Raw genomic sequence first — 26,016 nt, 5'->3', positions numbered from 1 at the left:
GCTGAGTTCGGCATGAGCTTGATCGAAAATCAGATAAATTTTACTCCAAATATCAATTAGATGTTGGGAGTTATTTAGAAGTCCTGATTTTATATTATCCTATTCCTCTTCTACCAATATCTGGGCATTCATTCCAATTTAAGGTATAGTCGCGCTTGGTTAAAGTGAGGTGTGTTTATGATTCAAAGCATGACAGCTTTTGCGAGGTCACAAAAACAAGTGGAAACTGGTCATTTTTGCTGGGAAATCCGGTCGGTGAATCACCGTTATTTAGACGTTTCCTTCCGTTTACCGGATTCTTTTCGTTTCTTAGAAACTGCTTTAAGAGCTTCTCTAAGGGATAAAATACACAGAGGAAAGCTAGAGTGCCAGTTGAAGTATCAAGACACAAGTTCCAATAATCAGTCTATGCTTATAAATATAGGTATGATAAATGCATTACTAGATACAAGTAATGCGATTGCTGCCTCTCATCAGTTGGCAAATGACATGACGGTGAGTAAAGTACTTTCATGGCCAGGTGTTGTTAGCGTGAATCAGGTTGATGTCGAGGAGCTAGGGAAGCAAGTGTTGGAGTTGTTTCAGGACTCTATAGACAAATTATGCGAGGCTAGGGAACTTGAAGGGAAGGCATTAGTCGCCCATGTGGAAAATAGAATCAAGACCTTATTCCTTGAAGTTCAAAAATCTAAGCAAATTGTAAGTGATATGTCCAGGAGAACTAAGGATAAATTATTAACAAAATTACAGACTGTACAGATGGAAGTTCCTGAAGCAAGAGTTGAACAAGAAATCGCTTTAATATTAACTCGCTTGGATGTAAGTGAAGAGTTGGATAGACTGGAAACACATATTGCTGAAGTTGAAAGAACCCTAAAAAACGATAAAGTGATAGGAAGACGATTGGACTTTTTAATGCAAGAACTTAATCGTGAAGCAAATACATTAAGTTCAAAATCAGATTATGTGGAATTAACTCAAAGTGCTGTTGAGATGAAGGTACTGGTTGAACAAATGCGTGAACAAATTCAAAATTTTGAGTGATTATTATGCAGGGTAATGATAAGGGTAATTTATACATTGTTGCTGCACCATCAGGAGGTGGAAAAACCAGTTTGGTTAAAAAATTGGTTGAAACTCTAGAGGGTATTGAAGTCTCTATTTCTCATACAACGAGAGCTAAAAGACCAGGGGAAAAAGAAGCTTCTGATTACTTTTATGTTGGTGAAGAAACATTTTTAAACATGGTTAATGAGAATGCATTTATTGAGCATGCCAGTGTTTTCAATTCTTTTTATGGAACTTCCGTTGAACAAATCACGAAACGTATTGAACACGGAATTGATGTGGTTCTGGATATTGACTGGCAGGGAGCTGAGCAAATTCGGCGTAATTACCCAGAATCGGTCAGTATTTTTATTGTTCCACCTTCATTGGAGGTGTTGGAGCAGCGATTGATGCAAAGGGGACAGGATAAAGATCATGTGATCAGTGAGCGTATGAATAAAGCCAAAGACGAGATGAGTCATTATCCTGAGTTTGATTACTTGATTGTAAACGATGATTTCGACAGGGCAGCCTTGGAATTACAGTCTATTGTGATTGCAAATAGGTTGAAAATTGAAAGACAAGTAAATAAACAAGCGAAATTACTTTCATTCCTGTTATCATCGAAGTAAAATAAAGGGTTTGAGTATTGGTTTTACTAACTTAAGGGTGGATTGTATGGCACGAGTAACAGTTGAAGATTGTTTACAACATGTAAAAAACCGTTTCGAATTGGTGATGGTTGCAACAAAAAGAGCAAGACAAATTGCAGTGCATGGCGAGCAACCAATGGTAGAATGGGAAAACGATAAACCGACTGTTGTTGCTTTAAGGGAAATAGCTGAAGGTCATATTCGTGCGGATATCTTGGATCAAGATTGATTTTTTTAGTGAATTTGTACTACAGGCATTCGACTTTTATTTATGTACCTCTTGTAAATCGTTTTAAGGTATTTGTAAGAAGAATAGGGAATAAGAGCAGCACATCATATCATTTATTTGAATGACGAGAGGTATAAATAGCCATGTTGGATACTAGGGAGTACTGCGTGAGCTACTTTAAAGAGCTAGATGAAGAGCTTAAATGCTACCTTGAACAAGCACAAATTGAGAAGTGTTACCAAGCTTATTTGGTCGCAGAAAAGGCACATCATGGCCAAATGCGCCGGTCCGGAGAGCCCTACATCACCCACCCAGTAGCCGCCGCGTTGATCTTGGCCAAAATGCGCCTGGATTACCAAACCATAATGGCTACCCTGTTGCATGATGTAGTGGAAGATACATCCATTAGTAAAGAAGAGCTTTTAAACAAGTTTGGTGAAGAGGTTTCCGCTTTAGTGGATGGAGTCACTAAATTAACTAAAATTAAGTTTGAATCTAAAGCAGAAGCACAGGCCGAGAATTTCCGAAAAATGGTCCTAGCCATGGTTAAGGATATTCGAGTTATTATTGTTAAATTGGCTGATCGATTGCATAACATGCGCACCCTTGGGTCAATGCCTTCCGCAAAGCGTCGTCGAATAGCTATAGAAACCCTAGAAATCTACGCACCTATCGCCAATCGACTAGGGATGCACTCGATATACGTTGGTCTAGAGGATTTAGGATTTCAAGCATTACACCCAATGCGCTATAGAGCAATCAAATCTGCGGTTGAAAAATCTCGAGGTAATAGAAAAGAATTAACTCAAACAATAGAAAGAGACCTTCAACATGCTTTGTCTCAGCTGAATATACCCTACGAACAAGTCTTTGGACGTCAAAAACACTTATACAGCATTTACCGAAAAATGAAGCAAAAAAAGGCATCATTTACTGAAATTACCGATGTCTTTGCATTTCGTGTCATTACCGAAGACATAGACTCATGCTACCGTATTCTAGGTGCATTGCATTGTACCTATAAGCCAGTTCCACAGCGTTTTAAAGATTACATCGGAATACCTAAAGCCAATGGTTACCAATCTTTACATACTACATTATTTGGTCCATTTGGAGTTCCTCTTGAAGTACAAATTCGTACACGAGAGATGGATAAAGTAGCTGATAATGGCGTTGCCGCCCACTGGATTTATAAGTCTTCAGGTTTAGAAGTTAACGAAGCTCAATTAAGAGCTAGAGAGTGGGTGCAAAGTTTGTTGGAAATGCAACGTAGCACAGGGAACTCGCTCGAATTTATTGAGAACGTTAAGATCGATTTATTTCCAGATGAAGTTTATGTATTTACTCCTAAAGGCCATATTATGGAATTACCCAAAGGAGCAACACCTGTTGATTTTGCCTACACCGTACACTCAGGTGTTGGGAATGGTTGCGTTGCTGCTAAAGTCAATAGACGCTTAGTTCCATTGAGTATTCCTTTATCAAATGGGCAAACGGTTGAAATAATTACAGCCCCAGGTGCACAACCAAACCCAGCGTGGCTCAATTTTGTGGTTACTGGTAAGGCCAGATCCAATATACGTCATTTCCTGAAGAGTCAACAACATGCGGAGTCCATTGTTTTGGGTAAGCGATTGCTTGAGCAATCATTAATTGATTTATCCAGTGATTTTGCAAAAATTCCTCCGGAAACCTTACAGGCTTTACTCAGTGATTTACATTATAAAGCAATAGATGATTTACTTTATGCTATAGGTATAGGTAATCAAATGCCAATGGTTATTGCCAAGCGCTTAGTAGTATCACAGGATACCTCTGAGTTAGAAAAGGGTGGCAAAGCTAAGCCACTTGCAATTAAAGGCACTGAAGGCATGGTGGTTCATTTTGGGGAATGCTGTCAGCCAATCCCCGGAGATAATATTGTTGGAAAGTTCCAGCAAGGACGTGGAATTATTGTTCATGCTAGTGATTGTCCCACCCTAAAGAGCTTGCGCAACCATCCAGAGCAATTTATCGCTTTGCGTTGGGATGAGCAGGTGCAAGGAGAATATTGGGTTGATATCACGGTTGAAGTGGCTAATGAACGTGGAGTATTGGCTGCTTTGGCAACCGCTATCTCTGAATCGGATTCTAATATAGGTAATATCAATGTGGATCCCAGAGATGGGCGTCATAATGCCGTTACTTTTTCCATTAGCGTTCGAGACAGAAGTCATTTAGCCAAAGTCATGCGTCGCTTAAGGGCAAATAAAGTCGTTATGCGTTTATACAGAAAAAAGCAAGGGGAAAATTAATGCGTCCGATTAATACCAAACTAGCACCAGAAGCAATAGGCACATACAGTCAAGCCATATGCTCAGGCCAAACGGTCTATCTTTCTGGACAAATACCTTTAGATCCTGCAACCATGCAGATTTGTAGTGAAGACATTAAATTACAAATTACTCAAGTCTTTGAAAATTTATCGGCAGTCTGTGAAGCAGCGGGCGGTAGTTTAGCTAATGTTGTAAAGCTGAATGTCTATCTCACTGATTTAAGTCATTTTCCTTTAGTCAATGAAGCCATGTCTCGCTATTTCTCTGAACCTTTTCCTGCTCGTGCTGCTATTGGTATTACCGCACTGCCGCGCGGTTCAAAAGTAGAAGTAGATGGGATAATGGTGCTACCTAGCTGAGTCGATTGACTATTATGAATGATGATCAATACGCCCGTACTGGGCGTGTTATGTTTCTGATTGCATGGATAATCTTTTTTATAGGCTTATTTTTATTTTTTTATTATTACGATAAAGCGGAAAGCAAGGTTTATTTATCGAGCTCATCAGAACTTGCAATCAGTGCAGATAAAGATGGACATTATCACATCAAGGGAAGTATTAATGAGTATCCAGTGGAGTTTTTAGTGGATACCGGAGCTAGTTTAGTTGCAATTCCTGAAGAGTTAGCAAGTAAAATCCATATTTCTGGGCGATACCCCATCACTTTAGAAACTGCCAATGGTGAAGTAACCGGTAACCTAACTCGTCTAGAAAAACTCACATTTGGTGAGTTTAAATTGGAGGATGTAAAAGCAGTGATCATTCCTGGGGGAGAGGACGATACTGTTTTGCTTGGAATGAATGTGCTATCGCGATTTCATATCGTTCAGCAGGATAAGCGACTGATTATTAAAAGATGATTATCTTTCTTTATAGAGTAAATCCATGAGTATTGTTTCACTAAATAGTGCCACCTTAATTTTAGCGGGTAATTACATACTTGATAAAGCTGATCTACAGATACAGCCTCAAGATAGAATAGCTTTAGTGGGCCGTAACGGTGCAGGTAAATCCACTTTACTCAAATTATTAGAAGGTGATTTGCTGTTGGACAGCGGACAAATGAAAGTGCAATCTGGTCTGCGAGTTGCAGGTTTGGTTCAGGAAGTTCCAGTTGAGGAAGACGAATCTGTATATCATTTTATGGTGAAAAATTTAGGCGATGCAGGGGAGGTATTGTCCAGTTTCTATGAGCTGTCTAAGACTGGAGATATGGATGCACTCGCCATATGTCAACAACGCATGGATAACATGAATCTATGGCATTATTTGCCAAAAGTTGAAACCATGGCCAGTCACTTAGGTATTCCTGTCCAAGATCGTATGCTTAATTTGTCTGGGGGATTAAAGAGAAGAGTGCTTCTTGGGGCTGCATTAATTGCAGAGCCAGAGTTGTTATTGCTGGATGAACCAACGAACCACTTGGATATGGATGCTATTGAATGGCTTGAACTGTACCTAAAATCGTTCTCTGGAAGTGTTGTGGTTGTTACCCATGATAGAGAATTTTTGAAGCAAGTGGCTACCCAAATACTTGAAATCGATAGAGGGAAGCTCTATTCCCATCAATGTGATTACGAAACTTACCTAGACAGACGTGAATCCATTCGGCTTAGTGAGCAAAAGCAAAATGATTTATTTGATAAGCGACTCGCTGAAGAAGAAGCGTGGATCAGGACGGGAATCAAAGCAAGACGAACGCGCAATGAGGGACGTGTTAGAGCATTAAAGGCGATGCGTGAAGAGTATAATGCACGGAGAAATCAACAAGGCACGGTTAAATCATTAAGCTTAGATGTATCTCGTTCTGGTTCAATGGTTATTGAAGCTGAAAAAGTCACTTACAGTATTTCTGGAAAGTCAATTATATCCAATTTTTCTTTATTGGTTACTCGAGGAGATAAATTGGGAATTATTGGTCCAAATGGTTGTGGGAAAACCACTTTAGTTCGTTTGTTGCTGGGTGAACTGCAACCGGACTCCGGGACAATCAAGCTAGGAACCACCCTGCAGGTAGCTTATTTTGACCAGCTTAGACGCCAATTAATAGAAGACAAGACCGTGATGTTTAATGTCGGTGACGGTGCTGATCACGTGACCATCAATGGCAAACAAAAACACGTTGCTAGCTATTTGAAAGAGTTTTTATTTTCTTCAGAGCGCTTTAATCAACCCGTCTCGTCATTATCAGGAGGAGAGCGAAACCGACTCCTTTTAGCAAAACTATTTGCAAAACCTGTGAATTTATTGGTAATGGATGAACCAACGAACGATTTAGATATAGAAACCTTGGAGTTATTGGAAAATATATTGATTGAATATCCCGGCACTTTACTATTAATCAGCCACGACAGAGCATTTATAAACCAAGTAGTGACTAGCGTATTGGTTTTCGAGGGAAATGGGCAATTTAATGAGTACGTTGGGGGATATGAGGACTATAAACTCTACAAGAGCAAGCTACAGGAGCAAAAGCCAAAAGTCATCCAAACTAAAGCGACGACTTTATCTAATCCTGAAAAGAAACTATCCTATGAAGAGCAGCGTGAATTATCTAAACTGCCTCAACAAATTGAAACTGTTGAGAAAAGGATAGCTGAAATCCACCAAATCATGGCAAAACCAGAGTTTTATGAGCAAGATGAGAAGAAGATTGCGGAAGTGACTCAGCAGTTGGCCAAACAAGAGGAATTGTTGAGCCAGTTTTTTGTCCGTTGGGAATTTTTGGAAGAGAAAAGGCATTAACTCTATGGGAACTAAGGATTAATAATGGAAGCAACACTAGCTTTGCTGATCTGCTTAGCGGCCATTTTTGTTTTCTTTTCGCAGGAATTTATTCGAACTATTAAACGCATTTTCGCCATTAAAGGGGCTAAATTAATTTTACCCTTGGCAGCTGGATCTTGGTTAATATACAGTTTTAATATGGAGTTTTTGTGGGTCATTATTTATATTCGTGAAGTATTGCAAAAAATACTCATGATTTTAGTCAAACTAATTCCTGCTCATCAGTATGCAACCAGCTTAGCATTGGTTGTGTTGTTAACCTTCCTATCCGTAGTACCGGTTCATATTATGGATTGGATTCATCGTAGACGAAATCACAAAGCCTATAAATATCCTTACCTGACCAGCACGCTCATCCTTATCATTTCCTATTTGTTGCTCATGGTATGAGCTACGAACTACTATGTTTTTAAATCGCCTATAATGTATAATATGCTACCTATGTGTTTAACGTTATGCGCGATAAAACTGAACATTTTAATGGATTAAAAACCAAAATTAAGGGAATTGTACCAAAAATTCCAGATGCGGTATTTCAAGAGGGTTTTGACCGTAGTAAAGCCGAAAAATATTTAAAAAAACATCCAGATACTCCCTTTGTTCTCAGAGAATCTGCCCAAGAAGGGTACTTCTGTATAACTTACTTTTTTTCTAACTCAAAGGCATCAAGCAATGTATTGGTTAAATACCCTACTTCAGACCAAGAGGAGTTTACTTTCTGGGAGCAGTCTCAAACTGGGATGCGTCAAATAAATAAATCTCTTGAAGTAATAGTGCAAGCTAGATGCTTTGAAAAAGTGAAAGAAAACCTTCTACGAATTATTCCCGAAGCATCTGGAGAAGTCTTTCACCTAGACTATGACAGAACAACCGCTGAAAAATTTTTAACTGATAATCCAAGCATCCCCTTTGTTGTTCGCCAAGCCTCGCAACAGGGCTACTTTTGTTTGACTTACTTTTCTTCTGACTCAACGCCTTCGAAAAATGTGTTAATTCCCTATTCTCTCAAAGGCAGAGGAAATCATTTTCTCGAAAAAGTATTAAAAGATCATCTTCCAAATTTTGTGGGGTACCAACGATGGGAGCAATTTAAGAAAGATAATGAATCAGCTCCTGATCTTAGGGCGGTATTAAGCTTACAATCTCTTGATATGGAGAAAGCTGCTTTTACACCTGATCAGGTTGAATCCTACATAGAAACAAATGCAGAAAATGTAACAAATCCAGGGGATGGTCATACTGGGCTAGCTATAGCATCGGCTTTACAGACAGCCCCCTTTGTTGTTGTAAGATCACAAGGAAATCGAACTGAAGCTTCACGAGTTTTATCCAGGCACATAGGCAATAACGGGCTCTTGGTGATCACTGGGCATTCAAGCCCAGATACGGAAGAAATCTCAGGAAATTATGTTACTGATGAGTTCAGCGAACAGATTAGTAGAGGTCCAGCAGAAATAGTTAGCTTTGCTAAAGAAGCAGGGTTGAAAAAGGGCAGTCATATAACAATCGTTTTAAGCATCTGTTATGGTGCAAAAAGTGAGGGATCAACCGACAGTAGTTTCGCGCATAAATTAGCCAAAGAATTTGCTAAATCAGGGATAAGTACCACAATTATTGCCAGTGATAAAGCCGTTATGCGATTTGGAACTGGCGCAATCCGCGAGCAACAAATTGAATTTAGCAATAAAGTGGGTATGGATCCCGACAGTGTAAACGTTTTATTTACCGATGTCGATCCAACTACATCAAAAAGCACTACCTTAGTGTACAAACCAAATGAAGCGATCCAAGTAACAGCAAATGGCTTGGTATTTAGGAGCCCCGTTGTCCAGATAAAGTCTCAGCAAGCGAGTGAAACTGTTACAATAAACAAGCAGGCTAGTACTGGCAGCCCATCTAGTCAAACGCAATCACAAGTTGCTGCAGCAAGCGCTCCTGTTAAAAATAGCACTGAACAAGAGCAAGTTCGATTTTTTACACCCAAAAAGTCTGCCCAGACCGATGAAAATAGTCCAACCCCTTCAGCAGACCCTGACTTAACTAATACTAAAAGATAGCTGTTTCAGTCCATCCATTAAACGTTGGATCAAGTAGCCAATAGTAGAGTATAATGCCAGTAATTTTTTTTCAGGTTGTTCTATGAATACCCATGACTTTTATTTTGATTTGCCTCCAGAACTCATTGCGCAATATCCATTGGATAAACGCAGTGATTCACGTTTATTAGTCTATAATCGCCATCAATCATCCTATGGACATCATCAATTTAAAGATATTGCTGATTTTCTAAACTCAGGTGATTTGCTGGTTATGAATAATAGCCGTGTGATACCCGCTCGATTATATGGCTCTAAATCCACAGGAGGAAAAGTTGAGTTACTTGTTGAGAGAATAATTGACGGAGACAAAATTCTTGCTCATATCAAAGCCAGCAAAGCGTTGAAACCCGGATCATTGATTCACTTAGATCAAGGATTTGAATTAGAAGTTATAGACAGGCAGGATGATTTATTTCATTGTAAATCGAGTGCACCCATTTTGGACTTATTGAATAGGATTGGTCACATTCCATTACCTCCTTACATTACGAGGGATGATGAGAATCTCGATAAAAGCCGATATCAAACAGTGTACGCGAAATACGATGGTTCGGTTGCTGCCCCAACAGCTGGTTTGCATTTTGATGATCAGGTATTGGAGAAGCTAGCGGTAAAAGGTGTAAACGTAAGCTATGTCACTTTGCACGTTGGTGCGGGTACATTTCGACCAGTTCGTTGTGAGAAGATTCAAGATCACAAAATGCATAGTGAGCAGTTTACAATTAGTCAAGAATTATGTGATGCAGTAAAAGTGACTAAGGAGGCAGGAAACCGGGTGATTGCTATTGGAACTACAGCAATGCGTAGTCTTGAAAGCGCTGCTGTTTCAGGTGAGCTATGCCCCTGTAGTCGAGATACAGACATATTTATTTACCCGGGTTATGAATTTAGAATTTGTGATGGACTTATGACAAACTTTCACTTACCAGAGTCTACCTTGTTGATGCTGGTTTCGGCGTTTATTGGACATCGACAAGCGATGGATCTTTATCAAGAGGCGATTGATAAAAAATATCGCTTTTTTAGTTATGGAGACACAAGTCTACTTTTATAGAACAAGTGCTTCCCTTTCGTTTCAGGGGAGAAAAGCTTATTTTGAGCTTCTGAATCATGAGAGAAATACATGTTGAAACTAAATCAAAAATTTATACCCGTTTTAAACACCAATGCAGGGATGTGCCTAACGGGTGAAAATTGGTCAGAAGTGGGTGTAAACACTCTTGCAGTTAAGCTCGTGTTGCTTATGGTGAAACCTGGTATTTCTGTTCTGAAGGCAATTCCAAATTTAAACCAGTATCTTGGTTGGTCAGGTGACATCATACTCAATTGCGGCGATGTAATAGCAAATCGTGAAGGAATATTCACAGTTATTTCCTCTTATGATGGGAGTAAGTTGCAATTTACTTATACGGAGCTTTTGGAGTTAATTCATCAGTTAAAACCAAAAGCAGCACTTCTTCCCAAAAAGATTATGGCTGTCTGTCCAGAACTGCTGAATCAGTGGGATAACTCTATTCTGCCGTTTTTCGCTGAAGAAGAGTTGTGCACCAACCCATTAATCCATTCACCTGGAAGTTATTATCACGTCACAGAGCAAGAAGATCTCAAAACCATTCAGAAAAAAATAGCCCAAACTTCAGATAGGCCATGTTACTTGTTTGGTAGAATAAATTTAGAATTAATCAGAGCATTGCAGGATTATGACCAAATACTTATTGAATCAGATATTCCAGCAAATAATGCGATGAATGGCTACGTGTATTCTAATCAAGATTTAGTCGATTTAAACTCCCCGATGCAGAGCATGAACTTTACAACCATATCGGAAAACTGCCAGTGCTTAACTTGCTCACAGCACTTTACAAGAGCTTATTTGCATCATCTTCTTCGTAATACACCACTTTTATGTCAGCGATTTTTGATTCAGCATAATATTAGTTATATTCAGTCAGCAAAATTATAAGTCTTCTAGACAGCTATACATTTACCTTAAGCTCAATTCCCTATATGATGTGTCGCTGGTAATCAACCCAAATTTAGCAGTAGTTTCAACTGCCAAATTTAGGTTCGATGTAAAATAACTGGGCTTGTTGAATGTCGCCCTGATTTTCAGAGTAAGGAGTTTTTATGAGCTTTTTTATTAACAATGCCTTTGCCGCTGCAGGAGGGGCACCCGCCGGACAAAATGATGGGACTTTTTCTCTAGTAATGATAGTTGCAATTTTTGTGTTGTTTTATTTTATGCTCATTCGACCACAAAATAAAAGAGCTAAAGAACATAGGGAGTTGCTAACTCGTTTAAAAAAGGGCGATGAAATCGTGACAACTGGAGGAATACTTGCAAAAGTTGTTAGTATGGATGAGCAGTTTATTAAAGTGAGCCCAGCTGAAGGAATTGAATTCAGCTTGCAAAAGGGTGCTGTAACTGCAGTATTACCAAAAGGTACTTTAAAATCGCTATAAGTTTGTCATAGGGAAAAGGAAATGCAGAATAAATACCCTCTCTGGAAAAACCTGATGCTGATATTCATAGCAGTCATTGGGTTTATTTATGCCATACCCAATGTGTATACGGAAAACCCTGTTGTTCAAGTATCTAGTCAAGAAGATGAAGATAAAGAGGAACTCAAAACCAAAATTGAGAGCATTTTACACGATGCAAAATTAGATTATAAATCCGCTGTTGTAGAAAACGACGAAGTAGAGGTGGTATTTTCCTCAACAGATACACAGTTGCAAGCAAGGGACGTGATTAGAAATAAATTAGATAGTCAATATACCGTTGCTTTAAACTTAGCTCCCTCAACTCCCCATTGGTTAGATGTAATTCATGCCGCGCCAATGAAACAAGGATTGGATTTGCGAGGTGGGGTTCATTTTCTTCTAGAGGTTGATGTGGAGAGTGTCATAGCCCGCCGTTATGAAGGAATAATGAAAAATATAGGGCAAGAATTACGTGAATCAGGGATACGCTATTCAGGAATTCGTTATTTGGCGGACAAAGGGGTTGAGTTGCGTTTCAAAGATCCAGAGTCAATGGAAAACGCATTAGTTGACTTAAGACAAAAAGTTCCTGGTGTTGTTTTTGTTAAAGCCAAAGCCAATAACTCCGTTTTAAGTTCGATTTCTCCTGCTGAATTAAACACCATTCGCCAAAATACCATTGAACAAACAATGAGTATTTTAAGGAATAGGGTCAATGAGCTGGGAGTAGGTGAAGCCGTTGTTCAACAACAAGGTGCTACACGTGTTGCAGTGGATTTGCCTGGTATTCAGGATGCGGCTCGTGCAAAACAAATTCTTGGTGGTACAGCAACCTTGCAATTTTATCTGGTTGATCAAGACAATGATGCAGTGATAGCGAAACAAACTGGAGTTGTTCCTGTAAGCGATAAATTGTACATGATGGATGGTCATCCCATACTATTAAAAAGACAAGTCGTTTTAAGTGGCGATTCGATCACTTCGGCAGTTTCAAGTTTTGATCAGCAAACAGCGAGTCCATCAGTCCAAATCCAATTAGGTGGTGGTGGAGAAAGTTTGTTCACCAAAATCACGCGTGAAAATATTGGTAAGCGAATGGCAATCGTTTACGTTGAGACTAAAACAGCAACTCAAGTGGTTAATGGAGTTGAAAAGCGCATCACTCATCGAGAAGAAAGAGTCATTAGTGCTCCAGTAATCCAAAACGCATTGGGTAGTAATTTCCAAATTACAGGACTTTCTGACAACAAAGAAGCAAGTAATCTTGCTTTATTATTGAGGGCTGGGGCATTACCCGCAGCAATTTATCCAATTGAAGAAAGAACAGTTGGACCTACTTTAGGGAAGGAGAATATTCATAGAGGCGTTGTTTCTCTTGAAGTAGGTATGGGACTCATTTTAGTTCTTATGCTTGTTTATTATAACTTCTTTGGTTTAATCGCTGATATTGCGTTGATGTTGAACTTAGTGCTCCTCTGCGCATTGTTGTCGATAATTGATGCAACACTAACTTTACCGGGCATTGCGGGGATAGTATTAACGGTTGGAATGGCTGTTGATGCTAATGTGTTGATCTATGAGCGGATTAGGGAAGAGCTCCGACATGGAATTTCACCTCAAGCTGCTATACATGCAGGCTATGAGCGTGCATTTTCAACGATATTAGATGCGAACATAACCACTTTGATAGTCGCTATTATTTTATTTGCGATTGGTACTGGACCGGTTCGTGGATTTGCTGTGACTTTGTCCTTAGGACTCCTAACCTCCATGTTAACTGGTATTACCTATACTAGAGGCATTGTGAATTGGTATTACGGTGGTCGTACTGTGAAGAAACTATCAATAGGTATTTAAGAAGAGGCTCAGATGGAATTTTTTAATCCAAATTCAAAAGTGGACTTTATGGGAGCGCGTCGCTGGACAGCGGCGTTTTCCATTTTAATCTTCGTCGTTTCCATTGCTGCATTAGCGGTGAATGGATTGAAATGGGGGCTTGATTTTACAGGCGGTACTCAAATCGAAGTGACTTACCCAACAGCAGCTGATTTGCCATTGATCCGTGAGAGTTTGAGTAAAGCAGGTTTTAAAGAGGCTCAAGTTGTTAGCTACGGAACTTCAAAAGACGTTCTAATTAGCATAGCTCCTCATGCTGGTAAAGAGCAAAGTGTGCTGGTGGATCAAGCGATGGCGAGTTTGCCTGGTGCAATGAAACAAAGGGTAGAGTTTGTAGGACCTCAAGTGGGGCAAGAGCTTGCAACAAAAGGGGCTCTAGCAATTGTAGTCTCTTTGTTAGCTACAATGATTTACATTGCAATGCGATTTGAATACCGACTTGCAGTCAGTTCAGCAGTAGCTCTTGTTCATGACCCGGTATTAATTCTTGGGATTTTTGCTTTCTTCGGTATTGAATTTGACCTAAAAGCTTTAGCAGGTTTATTGGCTGTAATTGGCTACTCATTAAACGACACTATCGTTGTATTTGATCGTGTCCGAGAAAATTTCGTGAAAATAAGGCGAACAACTCCTTTAGAAATCATGAATATTTCAATCAACCAAACTCTGTCTCGAACGATTATGACTTCATTGCTCACGTTGTTCGTGGTTGTCGCCTTATATGTTTATGGTGGAGAGACTATACATGGTTTTTCATTGGCACTGATTATCGGTATCTTAATTGGAACTTATTCATCAATATACGTTGCAGGTGCATTAGCTGTTGCAATGGGATTAGATAGAAAGGACTTTTTACCAAGCCAGCGCAAAGAACTGGACGATAGACCTTAACACTAAGATCTGAGCTGCGTACGTAGTGGCAGCTCGGATAGCGCTGAGCATACCGAGCCGCACGTAAGCAAGCGGATAAATCAACCCCTTTATTGAGTAAGAAGTGGAGTCCTGTGCGTCTTTAAACCAGCAACTTATCAATTTTAGCTGCACAAATGAAGTCATTATGCGTTAACCCATTTAACGCATGCGTATAAAACTGTATTCGGCAGTAGTTATAGCCAATCTCTAGATCAGGGTGGTGGTTTTCAACATTGGCTATCCAGGCGATGGCATTGACAAAAGCCATGGTTTCGTAGAAATTATTAAATGAAAAATTCCTTTTTATCCATTTACAATCTTCACTGGTTTGCCATTGTTTATTTAATTGGGGCATTAAGTTGTGCACTTGCTCTGCATTGAGTGCTTTACCGATACCTTCACAGGCTTCACAATGTTTGCTGCTCAAATCACTGGTCATAGTAATCCTTATCCGTTATGAATAGTAGTCATTTAAAGCCGATAAAAAGAAAGAGTTTTGTTCGGCTGTTCCAATAGTTACTCGAATATAATTGTTCATTTTATACGCATGTAGGGGTCTCACAATGATTCCTCTATTCAGCAAGTATTGGTATAAATCAGTGCTGTCTTTTTTACAGTCAAAAGTAAGAAAATTACAAGCAGAGGGTAAGTAATCGATTTGTAACTGCTGGAACCCTTCTTTTACTTGCTCCATGCCTTTTGCATTGGATTCTAAACTGGCTTGAATAAATTGCTCATCCTCAATTGCTGCTTGCGCTGCAGCCATTGCTAATTGATTGACTATAAAAGGAAGCTGGAATCTACGCAGAATGCTAATTATAGTGGGATGAGCTATAGCATATCCTAAGCGCAAACCCGCCATGCCATAGATTTTAGAAAATGTACGCGTAATAATCAGGTTCGGGTGCTCTTCCAACCAATTGATGCTGTTGTAATTAAGAGTGTCTGCGGCAAATTCATAATAAGCTTCATCAAGAACCAGTAAGGTGGACTCGGGAATCGTTTTTAATAGATGTTTAATATCCTTTTCGTGAATGGGTAATCCAGTTGGGTTATTGGGGTTTGCAAGACAAACCATTGAAGTGTCTTCTGTACATGCTTGAGCAATCTTTCGAGTATTAACCACCCAGTTTTTTTCTATGGGCACATGGATTACTGGGATTTGCAGTGAATTAGCCTGAATTTCATAGGTGCTGAAAGCAAAGTCATGCGTAACAATGTTCTTATTCCTGTGCAATGCAAAACAAGTGAGTACCACATTAAATAAGTAATCCGATCCATTACTTAAAAATAGCTGGTCTGTTTTAATGTTTAATTTAGCAGCCAGTTTATCCATTAGCGTGTGGTTTATTGGGGATGGATAAGTAGCGATTGTTTGCGAGCTTATCGATTGTACCGCCTCGAGAGCTAATGGGCTGCAGCCTAGCGGGTTTTCATTGCTAGCCAATTTGATAATTTTACTTAATCCTTTCTCCCTTGCGAGTTCTTCTATCGATTTTCCTGGTTTATAAGGGATTAATGATTGAATTCCGGGATGAGGTAGTTTTTGAAAATCGACAGCCATTCGTACTCCTAACCAAAAATAAACTTCATATTACCGAAGCAAGGGCTATATGTCATCATATCCTTGAAAAATGAAATAAAGAGAAGTATTCTTCCTTTGTCAAACCAACCTCAGGATGAATACGATGGAACTTTCAAAGGGATTTTCCCTGCTCGAAGTATTGTTGTCGCTTATGCTCATAATGACAATTGCCTTAGGATTATTAGAACAGCGCTCAAAAATTAAATCAGTCATTAATCAAACTCAACTCTATTCAAAAGCCTCTAATATTCTTGATCAAACAGAGGAGTTGTTCATTGCTCATAGTGATACTATTAAAAAACCAGAAAAACCTTTTGAATTAAAGGTTCACAACACTCATGGCGAATTGAATTTAAAGGTTGAATGGTTAAATGGTGCTCGGTCACTATCCAGATCTCACAGGTATCTGGGCACATCAAAATGAAAAAAGAGCAAGGTTTCACCTTATCAGAACTGTTAGTTAGCCTTTTCATCACAAGCATTTTATTTTCTGTGCTGTTACAAGTGTATTTATCGATTAAGGAACAGTACATCAAGAGTCAAGAGATTATTGAGTTCAATATAGAGCTGCAATGGATAGGTGAATTATTAGGTCAAAATATCAGGCAAGCAGGGTTTTCTCCATGTCGAAGAGTTGATCATTTACAATCAGCAGACAGGCGTAACATGGATATTCCGCTAACTGTTTTCCAAATTGATCATGATCATGAAGATTCCCTCGAGATCCACCACATGAGCAGTACATACGCTGAAATTAGCAAGATTATAGGACGACAACAAGTCTTAGTATCTGAAGATAAGCCGATAGGCCCAAATTACCCGATAATCATGGCTGATTGCTTGCATGCAGAAGTGCATCGAGTAGCTTCAGTACAACGACATGCAGGTGGGTATTTAATTACTCTTGTTGAGCCTATACTCTTTGATTATCAACTCAATGCGTACATTGGTCAGTGGCTAGAAGAAAAATGGTTCATGAAGACCGACGCAAACGGGCATAAACACTTTTACTACCGATTAATACATTCAGAAGAACTCAGTTCCTTAATCTCTGTGTTTCAAGTGTTAAAAGAAACAATAAATCATCGTGTGTTAATCAGTATCTTGTTAGGCGATCCAAAATACAATGTCAACACTATTTTGTTTACGGTGCGAAGCACATGAATCAATCTTGCAAGGGCTTTATTTTAGTTGCAACCCTCTTGATGTTGTTTGTTTTTGCTTTACTTATTGCAACAGGAATTCAACAAACTGGATTGTATTTAAAATTAATCAATCGCGAAGAAGAGAATCATCAAAAATTCTATAGTATGGAGTACCTAGCAGAGCAAATAGTTAATAATGGGCATTCAGCACTGAACTCGAAATGCATAAGTAGGCATCATTTAAGCTCTAAAGAAATAATTCATGTTCTATTGAATTCCACATGTGTTTTACAAATAGGGGACAGAAGATTTAACTATTTTATAGAAGATCTAGGTGATTTTCCTTGTCTTGTTATTTCTAAAGGAGAGGTGAATTATGTGTCACACCATTTTCGGTTGACTATCACCTATGGAAAAACTGAGAATTCCAATGAATTGCTATTGCAGCTTCGATACTTTACTGTTTCTCGATTGTCGGAATGTAAAACAGAGGTTGAAAAAGTGAGTGAGGGGATTAGCACTTGGCGTTATTTTTTGCTTTGACCTTTAGCTGAGAGACTGATGAATTTTTTACCAAAAATAGTTCAATTCTATACACTGAGCATGAAATTTAAGTTGCATTTTTTCTCATAACGTGTAAAAATTGTCCGTTATGAAAGTGAAATTGACTTATTTATTGATAGCTGTAACTGCTATAGCTTTTGGTGTGGTGAGCTGGTGGTATTCACAGCAGCAGCCAAAACCTCAATACAGACAGGTGCAGTTTAATACTTTGCCTGGCTGGGATAAAGGCCAATTTAAAAAGTCATTTCAAACATTTCAAACCTCTTGCCGAGTTTTTCTTAAACAAGATTCTGGCCGTGTTGTTGGAACCCCGCAAATCTACTTAGAGGCAGGGGATTGGCATCCAGCTTGTCGCGCCGCCGTTAAAATTAAATCAATCAACGAACAAGCTGCTAAGGTCTTTTTTGAAAAATGGTTTTCACCAGTGGAGTTTTATAACGACCAACCCGTTAAAGGCTTATTTACAGGCTATTACATGCCTCTGTTTAAGGGTAGCCTTACTAAAACCTCCGAATACAGTGTTCCTTTGTATGAGTTACCAAAAGATTTAGTCACCGTAGATTTAGGGCTATTTTTACCCCAATTAAAAAAGAAAACAATAGTGGGTAGGGTCGCTGGAACTAAGATTGTTCCCTATTATACACGCGAAGAAATCAATAAAGGGGCAATCAAAGATAAAGCGAAAGTGATTGCATGGATTCACAGCCCTGTTGATAGAGTATTTCTGGAAATTCAAGGCTCTGGAGTTATTGAACTTCCTGATGGTACACAAATGTATGTTGGGTATGATGGCCAAAACGGCGCTACCTATACTTCAATTGCCAGTGTATTAATCAACAAAGGAGTGATGACTAAAGACAATGCCTCTATGCAACGTATCAAGAAGTATCTAGAAGCCCATCCTAAGCAAATGGATGCTGTGATTAATAAAAACAAATCATTCCTATTTTTCAAAAAACTATCGTTAGACGGTGCCTTGGGATCTCAAGGAGTAGCGTTGACTCCGGGTTATTCCATGGCCATTGATAGAAAGTGGATTCCAATGGGGACTCCTCTGTGGTTAAGTACAACCAGACCTGATAGTCATGATCCCAATGTCAATAAACCTATGCAACGCCTAATGATTGCTCAAGATACGGGGGGCGCAATACGTGGCAAAGTAAGAGGAGATGTGTTTTGGGGCGGTGGTGATAAGGCAACCCTTATTGCTGGTCATATGAAAAATGAAGGTCACTATTGGCTTCTACTTCCACTACAAGCACTTGATCGCATACAAAAACTCAAAAAATAACCAAAATAGTCTTCGACCATCACACTTTGATATTAATTCCAATCTTATTGATCTACTTATTAACTATTTGATTTTTTATGTTCTATACTAAGAAAAAATGACCATAATTTTAATCAGGAGGAATTATGGGATTTGTAATAGCTATAAGCCAATCAAAGGGGGGTAGTACTAAAACTACTACGGCAATAAACTTGTGCGGCGCGTTAAATGAGAAAGGATTCAAGGCAATTGTGGCGGACATGGATAAAGACAAACCTGATGCCATCAATTGGGCTAGACAAGGAGAATCTATTGGTTTTGTGGTAGAAATGTTTGAAGAAAAACCAATGGAAAAAATGGAAAGCTTAAGGCGGACCTACGATTTCGTCATTTTAGATACTCCTCCGAATTACATGCCAGCAGCCTTTAAAGCCATCATGCTGTCTGACTTTATTATTCTACCATGCTCTCCAAGCTTCCTGGATCAGACCAATTTAACCGATGCAATTGCAATACCTAAAATGGCCCAAAAGCCTTTTAAGATTCTAGGTTGCAAGATCAATAGGCGACACAAATTATCGCTTCAGCTCATTGCAGAATTAATCAACACAGGTTTAGCGTTTGAAACCTATATTTCAAATTTAGCGGCTGTCGTAGAAAGCCCGTTCCAAGGAATGTGGGTTGGAACGTATCATCCTAGCTCCGAAAGCCATAAGCAATTTTTGGCCTTAGCTGATGAAATTATGAAAATTGCAGGTGTAAAGGTAAAAAATCCAGCACAAATGGAATCCAAGAAAACCGATGATTTTGCACCATCAGTTAATCCTCTGTCAGTGGCAGAAAGGAGATAATCATGCAAAATTTTTGCTTATCCGATGTGTTATTGGAACGATTTCAAAGTGCAACCAACGAATTGGGTTATACCGAACAAATTGTAGAGCTTGATTGTCTGAAACTAGATACCTGGATGTTTAGAGACAGAAAACCATTTGAGCTAGGTAATATTGATGAGTTAGCATCTAGTATTAAGCACATTGGTCAATGCCAGCCCATTATTGTGGTTAAAACATCCGAGGTCTTTAGACCTAAAGATGATCATAATGCTGAATACATCGTTATTGCAGGATACAGAAGATGGATCGCGTGTAAACAAAATAATTTGTTGGTGAAGGCTGTTGTAAAAAGTGTTAGTTTCGAACAAGCGGTGGGTATTTTGGTTTCGGAAAATGAGAAAGAAAATGTTTCTGATTACTCCAAGGGCATGTTCTATCACAGCCTAATAGCTAATGAAAGCACTACTGAAGAAGAGTTATGTAAAAGCTTGAACATAACGCCAAGCCATTTGAAGTTGTATTTAACCTTTGCTCAAGTTCCGGCTGAAATATGGAGTGCCGTGGGTGACTTATCGCGTGTCTCCGCAAAAACCGCGCAAGCTATTCTTCAAATAGTGAATAAAGGGACCATGTACATAGAGGCTTTAATGTCCATTGCAAGTAAAATAGCACATGGTTACGGAGAAAAGCGGGTTATTAAGACAGTCGAAAAAATAATTGATAAAAAACTGAATCGTAAACCTCAGCAAAAAGTGATTGAGAGTAAATTAAAGTTTAATGGAAAAACGGTTATGAGCCTAAGCCAAGGAAAAATAAAAATAGATGATTCGATAGTGAATCACGATAAATACAATGAATTAGTTCAAAAAATAGAGAGAAGCATTAATGATTTTGCCAATTTTTATTTAACAAAAAAATAATTTATTGTAAAACGAGGCGAATTTTATGTTAAACGATAGTTTTCTGGCTAATTTGAATCTAATTAGTAATCAAATTGGAAACTTGCTCAGTACTCCAATTGAACATAATTTTGAGCGTTTAGCACGCCTAGCAAAGCGAATGTTTAATGTTAGCGGTATTGCAATTTGTTTATTTGATGAAAAAAGACAGCTCGCGAAACCGGTTGTTTCCTTTGATATCAGTCAAATTGATTTATTTATGCCCTTTTTTAATGAATTCAATAACGATGACATTTTTGTTGTCGAAGATACTGCAAAAAATGAACGGTTAAAAAATCATCGACTGGTGGTTAAGGAGCCTAACTTAAGATTTTACGTTAGCTGCCCCATTTTTGAGAGGCATGGAAAGAAAATTGGTTCGTTAATTTTATTTGATTATAAACCTAGAACTTTTGGACTTACCGATTTAACAAACTTAAACGATATTGTCAGGCTGATCGAGACTGAGATTCGCAATTATCGATTATCTAAAGCCCAAAAGCTGTTTCTGCAAGAGATTGCTAATACGGATAGAACAAGCTTTACTGATGAGCTAACCAGAGCTTGGGGTTACGAATCATGTTTAAAAATCTTAAATTACCAAATTGGAGAAAGCCAAAAAGAGAAGTCCTCCTTTGCGGTGGCAATTGTAGATATTGATCATCTACAAGCGATTAATGAAAAATATGGTAAAGAAGCAGGGGATCAAGTGCTCACTGTAACTTCAAGCACCTTACTGAAGTCTTGTCGTGATGAAGATACTATCGCGAGAGGACATGATGAAGATTTTATTGTGATTATCCACGCGCCAAATATTGATAACATCAAAACAGTGGTCAATCGTATTAGGGACAATATAGCCAAGGCAGAAGTACAATTACCCAGCGACAAAATAACGTTTAAAGCAACGATTGGTGTTACTGTTTTTGATGAGAAGAATTCAACGGTTGAGAATCTTATACAAAATGCTCGATTTGCATTGCTAAAAGGTAAGCGTTTGGGGCGTAATAGAATCGAGTTCTCATAAATTGAGCTATCAATAACTATGCCTACCTCTCATTTCAGAGTAGCGAATTAAAGTCTAAGCAATGGATTGTGTAGCATTCATTGAAGCAATTAACTGCTTAATATCAGGATTATTAATAACCACTACACTCACCGAGGGTAAATTTAGAAAATGCTCAATTTCTTCAAATTCAATGTCTGTTGGAAGTATAGATACTTTGGGCATGCATTTGTTGAGCAAGGTGCAAAAACTAAGGGTAGCGGGATAAGGTTTTACGTAATTAAATCCTAAACTGTTTGCGGCCATGGCCTCAGAAACAGTAGCTACTCCAGGAAAATAATTCATGGAATACACACTGGCGGTCTGAGCTATAGATGGCAGAAAGCCCGGACTGGATGCAAAGTCAACTCCAGCATTGTAGCACTCCTCCAATTCAGAAGTGCTGATAACTCCTGACGCACCAATTTTTAGATTCGGATATTGGTTTTTGATAGACGTAAACAATTTTACATCAGTTGAATTAATTTCAACTAAATTAAAACCTGCCTTGGTAATTTGATTTAATCGATCAAATAAAAAACCATCTACATCCAGCGATATCATCACTGACTGCTTACCTAACAGTTTATCAGTTACCATTATGTGTTCCGCAATGTAAATATGGGTATTAATGTTAGAAGACTTATTGCTTGTTGGCAAGTATATTGATAAGAAATACAGCAATTTGTTTGAGTAAGATATAAGTAAGCCAACGTGTCTTAGGTGACTATTTTCTATGGAAATACAAATACTATCTAGGAATTGAGAGTAAATTAAAACATAATTCACAGTCTGTGCGTTATTAGTTCGGTTCTGTGAGGTTCAATGAAAATAAAATTCTTCGGAGAAAATCATGCAAAGCCTACATTGAGTGAGCATTTGGTCATTTATATTCTTAGCTTATTGGATAATGCAAGTCTCGCAAGGGCAGGAGCAGTCAATAGTGAATGGAGAAAGTACTCACAACTGACTAAAAAATACGTGGAATTACTACCAACCGTTCATCGTATCCCTTTTTTACAGTCTTTAGGAATGGATGTTTTAAGGTTTAAATTGTTATCAGGTGGCATGACAAACAGTAGTTATCGCGTCAAAGATCGAACTTTGAAGAAGGAATGGGTATTACGAGTTCCTGGAAGGGGATCTTCTGCATTTATCAATCGCGGTGATGAAAAAAACAATGCCATCCAAGCGAGTCAATTAGGAGTTAACGTTCCGATTGATTTCTATGACAGTTCTGACGGTCTGCAATTAGCACAATTTATTAAAGATGCAAAGGCATTGGATCAATCGCTTCTTGCTAGAGAGGGCATCCTACAAAAAATTGCAAGCATGATGAAGACTATGCATGGTTCTTCCAAATTTGTAAATAACGTCGATTTTTTTGGTAGAAACGCTCAATTACTGCAAAATTTAAAAGAAAAGGGGTTTAAATTCCCTGGTGACACGCGATTTATTGAAGATAAAATGCATCAATTGCAGCAATTATTTTCTAATTATGAAATTCCCAGTGTACCTTGTCATAACGATACAACTCCAGGAAACTTCCTTGTTAAACAGGGAGCAACCCCAGAAGAGGTAATGCTGTATCAAATCGATTGGGAATACTCAAGTAACAATGATTTGCTATGGGATCTAGTCTATTTTTGTGTGGAAGCAAAACTGAGCTCTGAGGCAGAGCTTGCTTTTATCAACTGCTATTTCTCGGATGCTTCTAAAAATGAAAGTCTTAAAGCCTGGTTGGCTGCCTACAAACCAATCATTGAGTGGTGGATTGCAGTCTGGTCTTGGACTCAGGTAGTAAACGAAGCAGATGCAGTAGACATTAAAGCCTACGAAACTCTTGGGAAAGAGCGGTATTTAAACACCATAAAGCATTTACAGAGTAATGATTTTATCAAAGCAGTGGAACGAATAGAGTCTGAATCCCAATCGACTTTATTTCGGGGAGCCAGAGTTCTTTAATTTGATTAATTCCCTGTCACAGCTACTTGTTTTCGGTACTAAAGTCTTAAACAGAGCCGCATTGTTTCCAGGCGCGCTCAGGTCATTTTGACTCAACAAACATTATTGGTAAGGATTATTGAAAGGGGTTGGATTAAATGTCCTCTCAAAAGGATTTACATGATGTTTATCCAAAAAGTTCATGATTTTTCTCTGCAACTCTGGAGGAATAGGACCAAATCTGGGTGCTTGTTCTAAGAGTTGTAAGTAAGCATCACGGGCTTTAGGTTCTAATCTTCCTTGACAATGACTGAAATCATCATAAGTAAGGGCAGGTTGCTCTCCTCTTCGGAGTGCCATTAAATCATCCTTTCTGGGTGAACTTGGTCTAGGAGTCGGTCTAGGTGCTAGGGATTGACTAAGTTCCTTTCCAACCTGTAAATTGTTAGCTAGATCACTTGCATGTCTGCTTATCTCACCTTCCATAAAACTAACTTCTAACGCATTGTTATCTTTTACAAGTTTTTTAACTGTCGATGAGGGATCGTATTTGAGTCTTTCAAAAGATCGCTCAGCTCTTTTTTGAGCTTCGGGTTCGTTTTTCAACATTTCCAACGTTGTTCCTTTGGGCACTAAGTAAAATCGATTTTCATTCGTGTCTTCGAGTATTTCTTCTGATTTATCAATAGCATAGAGTTGGCCATTTACAAGTACTGGTTGTTGACTCACATCAATGATATAGACAGACTCTTCTCCATACGGAACTCGTTTTCCCGATTTGTTAGCGAAATATTTAAGTCCTTGAAGGACAGCAAGCATATCGAAAAGATGACCTAATTCTAAATTCAAAGTTTGTTGTTGATCCCTTACTCGAACGAGATTATCGTCAAGTCCTCCATGATGACCTTTGGGGGCTTTCATTGCATGATCTTCAATGAGTATAGCCAGATCTGTAGCTCCCAAATCCAACTCAATTTCACGTTTATGCATTGCAACCAACACTTTAAATTGTTTCATATAGTGTTGTGCTTCTTGATAACTGTTATTTGCTGTTTCTTTCTCATCTTGAGTAAGGCTATCAAACTCTTGGCCTGCTTTAAGAAGATAACCTTTTCCATCTTTAACAACGACTTTTTGTCCCTTAGCAAGAACTAATTCTGCTTGTTTTATGTCTTTAGGTGGTTGAACAGGCTTACCTTCAGCATCCACATAAAATTTATCACCATTGAGGACATCGATTAAATCCCTTAGAACTTCTAATTTTAATTCATTGAGCTTTAATTGCCGCGTGTATTGTTGGACTTCTCGGTAACTATTTTTTGCCGCTTTTTTCTCATGTTCAGTTAGGTCATCCAATTCTTGACTATCTTTAAGAATATAACCTACTCCATCATTAACAACGACTTTTTTCCCTTTAGAAAGAACTAATTCGGCTTTCTTTAAATCGGTAACGGTTTTTCCATTTGCATCCACATAAAGTTTTTCACTCACTCCATCTTGAAGTCTGTCCGTAATCCACTTGCTGTCTTTGGTATACCATTGAACGCGTCTGTCTAAATCCCTTGTTGCAAAAACATCCAATCCGTCAAGATGTCCATCTTGAGTATCAAAAATCGCCATCGCCTGATTAAACTGGTCGTGTTTAGCAAGCATTAATTGTTGTTGATGTTGGGCTAGTGCTAACTTCTGCTCAAGTTTTTCACGCTCTTCAATATTGTTTTGAATTCCTTCAAGAATCTGTAGTGTAGACATTAGGCCTTCAGACGGACCTCTAGGTGCATCATCGGGTTTCGGGGTATGATTTGCTGAAATAACAGCTTGATTTTCACTTAAAATCTGATGGTTAAGTTCTATAGCGTATCTACGTATTTTCTCCGCTTTTGCGTCTTCACCATTCATGTAGGCTCGGAGCAGTGCACCTAAAATGATCTGTTTGAATAACTCTGACTCTATGGCATCGATTTTAAGTTGGTTTTGAATAAAGAGTTTTTCATCGAATTGTCTTCTGTTCTCATTTAAAAAGACTTGTCCGACGTTACTAAGCATAAATTGCCTAAGAACTTCAGCATTTTGAAAACCAGTAGTCCCTATTTTAATCGCTGGAATTGCCCCAGGATCTTGTAAATTTTTTTCAAGCCATTCTTGGAATGTTGATTTAAATTGAAGGTGAGGGGGCCTCTTGGTAGATTTATGCAGTTCTCTAGCCATACTGATGGTCCTCTGAAATCCTTAGTTAAGTTAATTATACACAATGCTGGTTAAATAGTC

Annotated in this window: 26 protein-coding genes; 22 read left to right on the top strand and 4 right to left on the bottom strand. The window is 38.6% G+C overall.

The genetic code is table 11. The features are described from left to right. The first annotated feature begins 177 nt into the window (after positions 1-177). The 14 genes from Lwal_RS00825 (at position 178) to secF (ending at position 14,403) form a co-directional block, all read left to right on the top strand. Positions 178-1,044, top strand: a complete 867-nt coding sequence (locus tag Lwal_RS00825) for a YicC/YloC family endoribonuclease (RefSeq protein ID WP_058479034.1) — start codon at positions 178-180, stop codon at positions 1,042-1,044. A gap of 5 nt (positions 1,045-1,049) precedes the next feature. After that, complete coding sequence (gene gmk / locus Lwal_RS00820; protein WP_058479033.1) at positions 1,050-1,679, top strand: guanylate kinase; 630 nt, start codon at positions 1,050-1,052, stop codon at positions 1,677-1,679. Between the two features lie 46 nt (positions 1,680-1,725). After that, entirely contained in the window at positions 1,726-1,929 is a 204-nt protein-coding gene (gene rpoZ / locus Lwal_RS00815) for a DNA-directed RNA polymerase subunit omega (RefSeq protein ID WP_058479032.1), read from the top strand. 167 nt (positions 1,930-2,096) lie between these two features. Continuing rightward, positions 2,097-4,223 (top strand): bifunctional GTP diphosphokinase/guanosine-3',5'-bis pyrophosphate 3'-pyrophosphohydrolase, encoded by a 2,127-nt coding sequence (spoT, locus tag Lwal_RS00810; protein ID WP_058479031.1) that lies wholly within the window; start codon positions 2,097-2,099, stop codon positions 4,221-4,223. Beyond that, positions 4,223-4,603 carry a RidA family protein gene (locus Lwal_RS00805; protein WP_058479030.1) on the top strand — a complete coding sequence of 127 codons (381 nt, stop codon included), beginning with the start codon at positions 4,223-4,225 and terminating at the stop codon, positions 4,601-4,603. Before spoT ends, Lwal_RS00805 begins: the two co-directional genes overlap by 1 nt. Positions 4,604-4,617: 14 nt before the next feature. Continuing rightward, complete coding sequence (locus Lwal_RS00800; RefSeq protein WP_058479029.1) at positions 4,618-5,106, top strand: retropepsin-like aspartic protease family protein; 489 nt, start codon at positions 4,618-4,620, stop codon at positions 5,104-5,106. Positions 5,107-5,131: 25 nt separating this feature from the next. Beyond that, complete coding sequence (locus Lwal_RS00795; protein ID WP_058479028.1) at positions 5,132-6,991, top strand: ATP-binding cassette domain-containing protein; 1,860 nt, start codon at positions 5,132-5,134, stop codon at positions 6,989-6,991. Positions 6,992-7,015: 24 nt separating this feature from the next. Next, on the top strand, positions 7,016-7,423 hold the full coding sequence (locus Lwal_RS00790; RefSeq protein WP_058479027.1) for a hypothetical protein: 408 nt from the start codon (positions 7,016-7,018) through the stop codon (positions 7,421-7,423). Positions 7,424-7,488: 65 nt separating this feature from the next. Then, positions 7,489-9,090: a hypothetical protein gene (locus Lwal_RS00785; RefSeq protein WP_058479026.1), complete on the top strand. Its 1,602-nt coding sequence runs from the start codon at positions 7,489-7,491 to the stop codon at positions 9,088-9,090. 82 nt (positions 9,091-9,172) lie between these two features. Beyond that, complete coding sequence (queA, locus tag Lwal_RS00780) at positions 9,173-10,186, top strand: tRNA preQ1(34) S-adenosylmethionine ribosyltransferase-isomerase QueA (protein WP_058479025.1); 1,014 nt, start codon at positions 9,173-9,175, stop codon at positions 10,184-10,186. Positions 10,187-10,255: 69 nt separating this feature from the next. Continuing rightward, positions 10,256-11,095 (top strand): hypothetical protein, encoded by an 840-nt coding sequence (locus tag Lwal_RS00775; RefSeq protein ID WP_058479024.1) that lies wholly within the window; start codon positions 10,256-10,258, stop codon positions 11,093-11,095. A gap of 164 nt (positions 11,096-11,259) precedes the next feature. After that, positions 11,260-11,595 carry a preprotein translocase subunit YajC gene (yajC, locus tag Lwal_RS00770; protein WP_058479023.1) on the top strand — a complete coding sequence of 112 codons (336 nt, stop codon included), beginning with the start codon at positions 11,260-11,262 and terminating at the stop codon, positions 11,593-11,595. Positions 11,596-11,616: 21 nt separating this feature from the next. Then, the gene (secD, locus tag Lwal_RS00765; RefSeq protein WP_058479022.1) at positions 11,617-13,473 is read left to right on the top strand and encodes a protein translocase subunit SecD; all 1,857 of its coding nucleotides are present in this window, start codon (positions 11,617-11,619) and stop codon (positions 13,471-13,473) included. A gap of 12 nt (positions 13,474-13,485) precedes the next feature. Continuing rightward, complete coding sequence (gene secF, locus Lwal_RS00760) at positions 13,486-14,403, top strand: protein translocase subunit SecF (protein WP_058479021.1); 918 nt, start codon at positions 13,486-13,488, stop codon at positions 14,401-14,403. A 121-nt stretch (positions 14,404-14,524) separates the two neighbouring features. Here the strand turns inward: secF and Lwal_RS00755 are convergent, their stop codons facing one another. After that, entirely contained in the window at positions 14,525-14,863 is a 339-nt protein-coding gene (locus Lwal_RS00755; protein ID WP_058479020.1) for a 4a-hydroxytetrahydrobiopterin dehydratase, read from the bottom strand. 15 nt (positions 14,864-14,878) lie between these two features. Beyond that, a complete protein-coding gene (hisC, locus tag Lwal_RS00750; protein WP_058479019.1) occupies positions 14,879-15,988 on the bottom strand; it encodes a histidinol-phosphate transaminase in 1,110 nt (369 codons plus the stop codon). Positions 15,989-16,112: 124 nt separating this feature from the next. Here hisC and Lwal_RS17490 point away from each other — a divergent pair, with 124 nt between their 5' ends. From Lwal_RS17490 to Lwal_RS00715, 7 genes are all read left to right on the top strand, one after another. After that, positions 16,113-16,433, top strand: a complete 321-nt coding sequence (locus Lwal_RS17490; protein WP_058479018.1) for a hypothetical protein — start codon at positions 16,113-16,115, stop codon at positions 16,431-16,433. After that, positions 16,430-17,173: a PilW family protein gene (locus tag Lwal_RS00740; protein ID WP_058479017.1), complete on the top strand. Its 744-nt coding sequence runs from the start codon at positions 16,430-16,432 to the stop codon at positions 17,171-17,173. The genes Lwal_RS17490 and Lwal_RS00740 overlap by 4 nt, the downstream gene beginning before the upstream one ends. Beyond that, a complete protein-coding gene (locus Lwal_RS00735; RefSeq protein ID WP_058479016.1) occupies positions 17,170-17,697 on the top strand; it encodes a hypothetical protein in 528 nt (175 codons plus the stop codon). Before Lwal_RS00740 ends, Lwal_RS00735 begins: the two co-directional genes overlap by 4 nt. A gap of 109 nt (positions 17,698-17,806) precedes the next feature. Further along, on the top strand, positions 17,807-19,009 hold the full coding sequence (gene mltA / locus Lwal_RS00730) for a murein transglycosylase A (RefSeq protein ID WP_058479015.1): 1,203 nt from the start codon (positions 17,807-17,809) through the stop codon (positions 19,007-19,009). A 125-nt stretch (positions 19,010-19,134) separates the two neighbouring features. After that, complete coding sequence (locus Lwal_RS00725; RefSeq protein ID WP_058479014.1) at positions 19,135-19,839, top strand: ParA family protein; 705 nt, start codon at positions 19,135-19,137, stop codon at positions 19,837-19,839. 2 nt (positions 19,840-19,841) lie between these two features. Further along, entirely contained in the window at positions 19,842-20,741 is a 900-nt protein-coding gene (locus Lwal_RS00720) for a ParB/RepB/Spo0J family partition protein (protein ID WP_058479013.1), read from the top strand. A gap of 25 nt (positions 20,742-20,766) precedes the next feature. Then, positions 20,767-21,786: a sensor domain-containing diguanylate cyclase gene (locus tag Lwal_RS00715; protein WP_058479012.1), complete on the top strand. Its 1,020-nt coding sequence runs from the start codon at positions 20,767-20,769 to the stop codon at positions 21,784-21,786. Between the two features lie 54 nt (positions 21,787-21,840). Here Lwal_RS00715 and Lwal_RS00710 read toward each other — a convergent pair whose 3' ends face one another. Continuing rightward, a complete protein-coding gene (locus Lwal_RS00710; RefSeq protein WP_058479011.1) occupies positions 21,841-22,404 on the bottom strand; it encodes a multidrug DMT transporter permease in 564 nt (187 codons plus the stop codon). 225 nt (positions 22,405-22,629) lie between these two features. Between Lwal_RS00710 and Lwal_RS00705 the strand changes: the two genes are divergently transcribed. Beyond that, positions 22,630-23,769, top strand: a complete 1,140-nt coding sequence (locus Lwal_RS00705; protein WP_058479010.1) for a phosphotransferase family protein — start codon at positions 22,630-22,632, stop codon at positions 23,767-23,769. A 102-nt stretch (positions 23,770-23,871) separates the two neighbouring features. Here the strand turns inward: Lwal_RS00705 and Lwal_RS00700 are convergent, their stop codons facing one another. After that, the gene (locus tag Lwal_RS00700) at positions 23,872-25,956 is read right to left on the bottom strand and encodes a hypothetical protein (protein ID WP_058479009.1); all 2,085 of its coding nucleotides are present in this window, start codon (positions 25,954-25,956) and stop codon (positions 23,872-23,874) included. Between the last annotated feature and the right edge of the window lie 60 nt (positions 25,957-26,016).

The organism is Legionella waltersii, assembly GCF_001468085.1.
Classification (GTDB): Bacteria; Pseudomonadota; Gammaproteobacteria; order Legionellales; family Legionellaceae; genus Legionella; species Legionella waltersii.
The sequence above is the reverse complement of the archived record's forward strand: the minus strand, read 5'-3'. Positions and strand labels throughout refer to the sequence as shown.

What these genes read in the sequence shown, in the direction of transcription:
- Lwal_RS00825 (WP_058479034.1), top strand. Translation starts at nt 178, where the DNA reads ATGATTCAAAGCATGACAGCTTTTGCGAGGTCACAAAAACAAGTGGAA.
- gmk (WP_058479033.1), top strand. Translation starts at nt 1,050, where the DNA reads ATGCAGGGTAATGATAAGGGTAATTTATACATTGTTGCTGCACCATCA.
- rpoZ (WP_058479032.1), top strand. Translation starts at nt 1,726, where the DNA reads ATGGCACGAGTAACAGTTGAAGATTGTTTACAACATGTAAAAAACCGT.
- Lwal_RS00805 (WP_058479030.1), top strand. Translation starts at nt 4,223, where the DNA reads ATGCGTCCGATTAATACCAAACTAGCACCAGAAGCAATAGGCACATAC.
- Lwal_RS00800 (WP_058479029.1), top strand. Translation starts at nt 4,618, where the DNA reads ATGAATGATGATCAATACGCCCGTACTGGGCGTGTTATGTTTCTGATT.
- Lwal_RS00795 (WP_058479028.1), top strand. Translation starts at nt 5,132, where the DNA reads ATGAGTATTGTTTCACTAAATAGTGCCACCTTAATTTTAGCGGGTAAT.
- Lwal_RS00790 (WP_058479027.1), top strand. Translation starts at nt 7,016, where the DNA reads ATGGAAGCAACACTAGCTTTGCTGATCTGCTTAGCGGCCATTTTTGTT.
- Lwal_RS00785 (WP_058479026.1), top strand. Translation starts at nt 7,489, where the DNA reads ATGCGCGATAAAACTGAACATTTTAATGGATTAAAAACCAAAATTAAG.
- queA (WP_058479025.1), top strand. Translation starts at nt 9,173, where the DNA reads ATGAATACCCATGACTTTTATTTTGATTTGCCTCCAGAACTCATTGCG.
- Lwal_RS00775 (WP_058479024.1), top strand. Translation starts at nt 10,256, where the DNA reads ATGTTGAAACTAAATCAAAAATTTATACCCGTTTTAAACACCAATGCA.
- yajC (WP_058479023.1), top strand. Translation starts at nt 11,260, where the DNA reads ATGAGCTTTTTTATTAACAATGCCTTTGCCGCTGCAGGAGGGGCACCC.
- secD (WP_058479022.1), top strand. Translation starts at nt 11,617, where the DNA reads ATGCAGAATAAATACCCTCTCTGGAAAAACCTGATGCTGATATTCATA.
- secF (WP_058479021.1), top strand. Translation starts at nt 13,486, where the DNA reads ATGGAATTTTTTAATCCAAATTCAAAAGTGGACTTTATGGGAGCGCGT.
- Lwal_RS00755 (WP_058479020.1), bottom strand. Translation starts at nt 14,863, where the DNA reads ATGACCAGTGATTTGAGCAGCAAACATTGTGAAGCCTGTGAAGGTATC.
- hisC (WP_058479019.1), bottom strand. Translation starts at nt 15,988, where the DNA reads ATGGCTGTCGATTTTCAAAAACTACCTCATCCCGGAATTCAATCATTA.
- Lwal_RS17490 (WP_058479018.1), top strand. Translation starts at nt 16,113, where the DNA reads ATGGAACTTTCAAAGGGATTTTCCCTGCTCGAAGTATTGTTGTCGCTT.
- Lwal_RS00740 (WP_058479017.1), top strand. Translation starts at nt 16,430, where the DNA reads ATGAAAAAAGAGCAAGGTTTCACCTTATCAGAACTGTTAGTTAGCCTT.
- Lwal_RS00735 (WP_058479016.1), top strand. Translation starts at nt 17,170, where the DNA reads ATGAATCAATCTTGCAAGGGCTTTATTTTAGTTGCAACCCTCTTGATG.
- mltA (WP_058479015.1), top strand. Translation starts at nt 17,807, where the DNA reads ATGAAAGTGAAATTGACTTATTTATTGATAGCTGTAACTGCTATAGCT.
- Lwal_RS00725 (WP_058479014.1), top strand. Translation starts at nt 19,135, where the DNA reads ATGGGATTTGTAATAGCTATAAGCCAATCAAAGGGGGGTAGTACTAAA.
- Lwal_RS00720 (WP_058479013.1), top strand. Translation starts at nt 19,842, where the DNA reads ATGCAAAATTTTTGCTTATCCGATGTGTTATTGGAACGATTTCAAAGT.
- Lwal_RS00715 (WP_058479012.1), top strand. Translation starts at nt 20,767, where the DNA reads ATGTTAAACGATAGTTTTCTGGCTAATTTGAATCTAATTAGTAATCAA.
- Lwal_RS00710 (WP_058479011.1), bottom strand. Translation starts at nt 22,404, where the DNA reads ATGGTAACTGATAAACTGTTAGGTAAGCAGTCAGTGATGATATCGCTG.
- Lwal_RS00705 (WP_058479010.1), top strand. Translation starts at nt 22,630, where the DNA reads ATGAAAATAAAATTCTTCGGAGAAAATCATGCAAAGCCTACATTGAGT.
- Lwal_RS00700 (WP_058479009.1), bottom strand. Translation starts at nt 25,956, where the DNA reads ATGGCTAGAGAACTGCATAAATCTACCAAGAGGCCCCCTCACCTTCAA.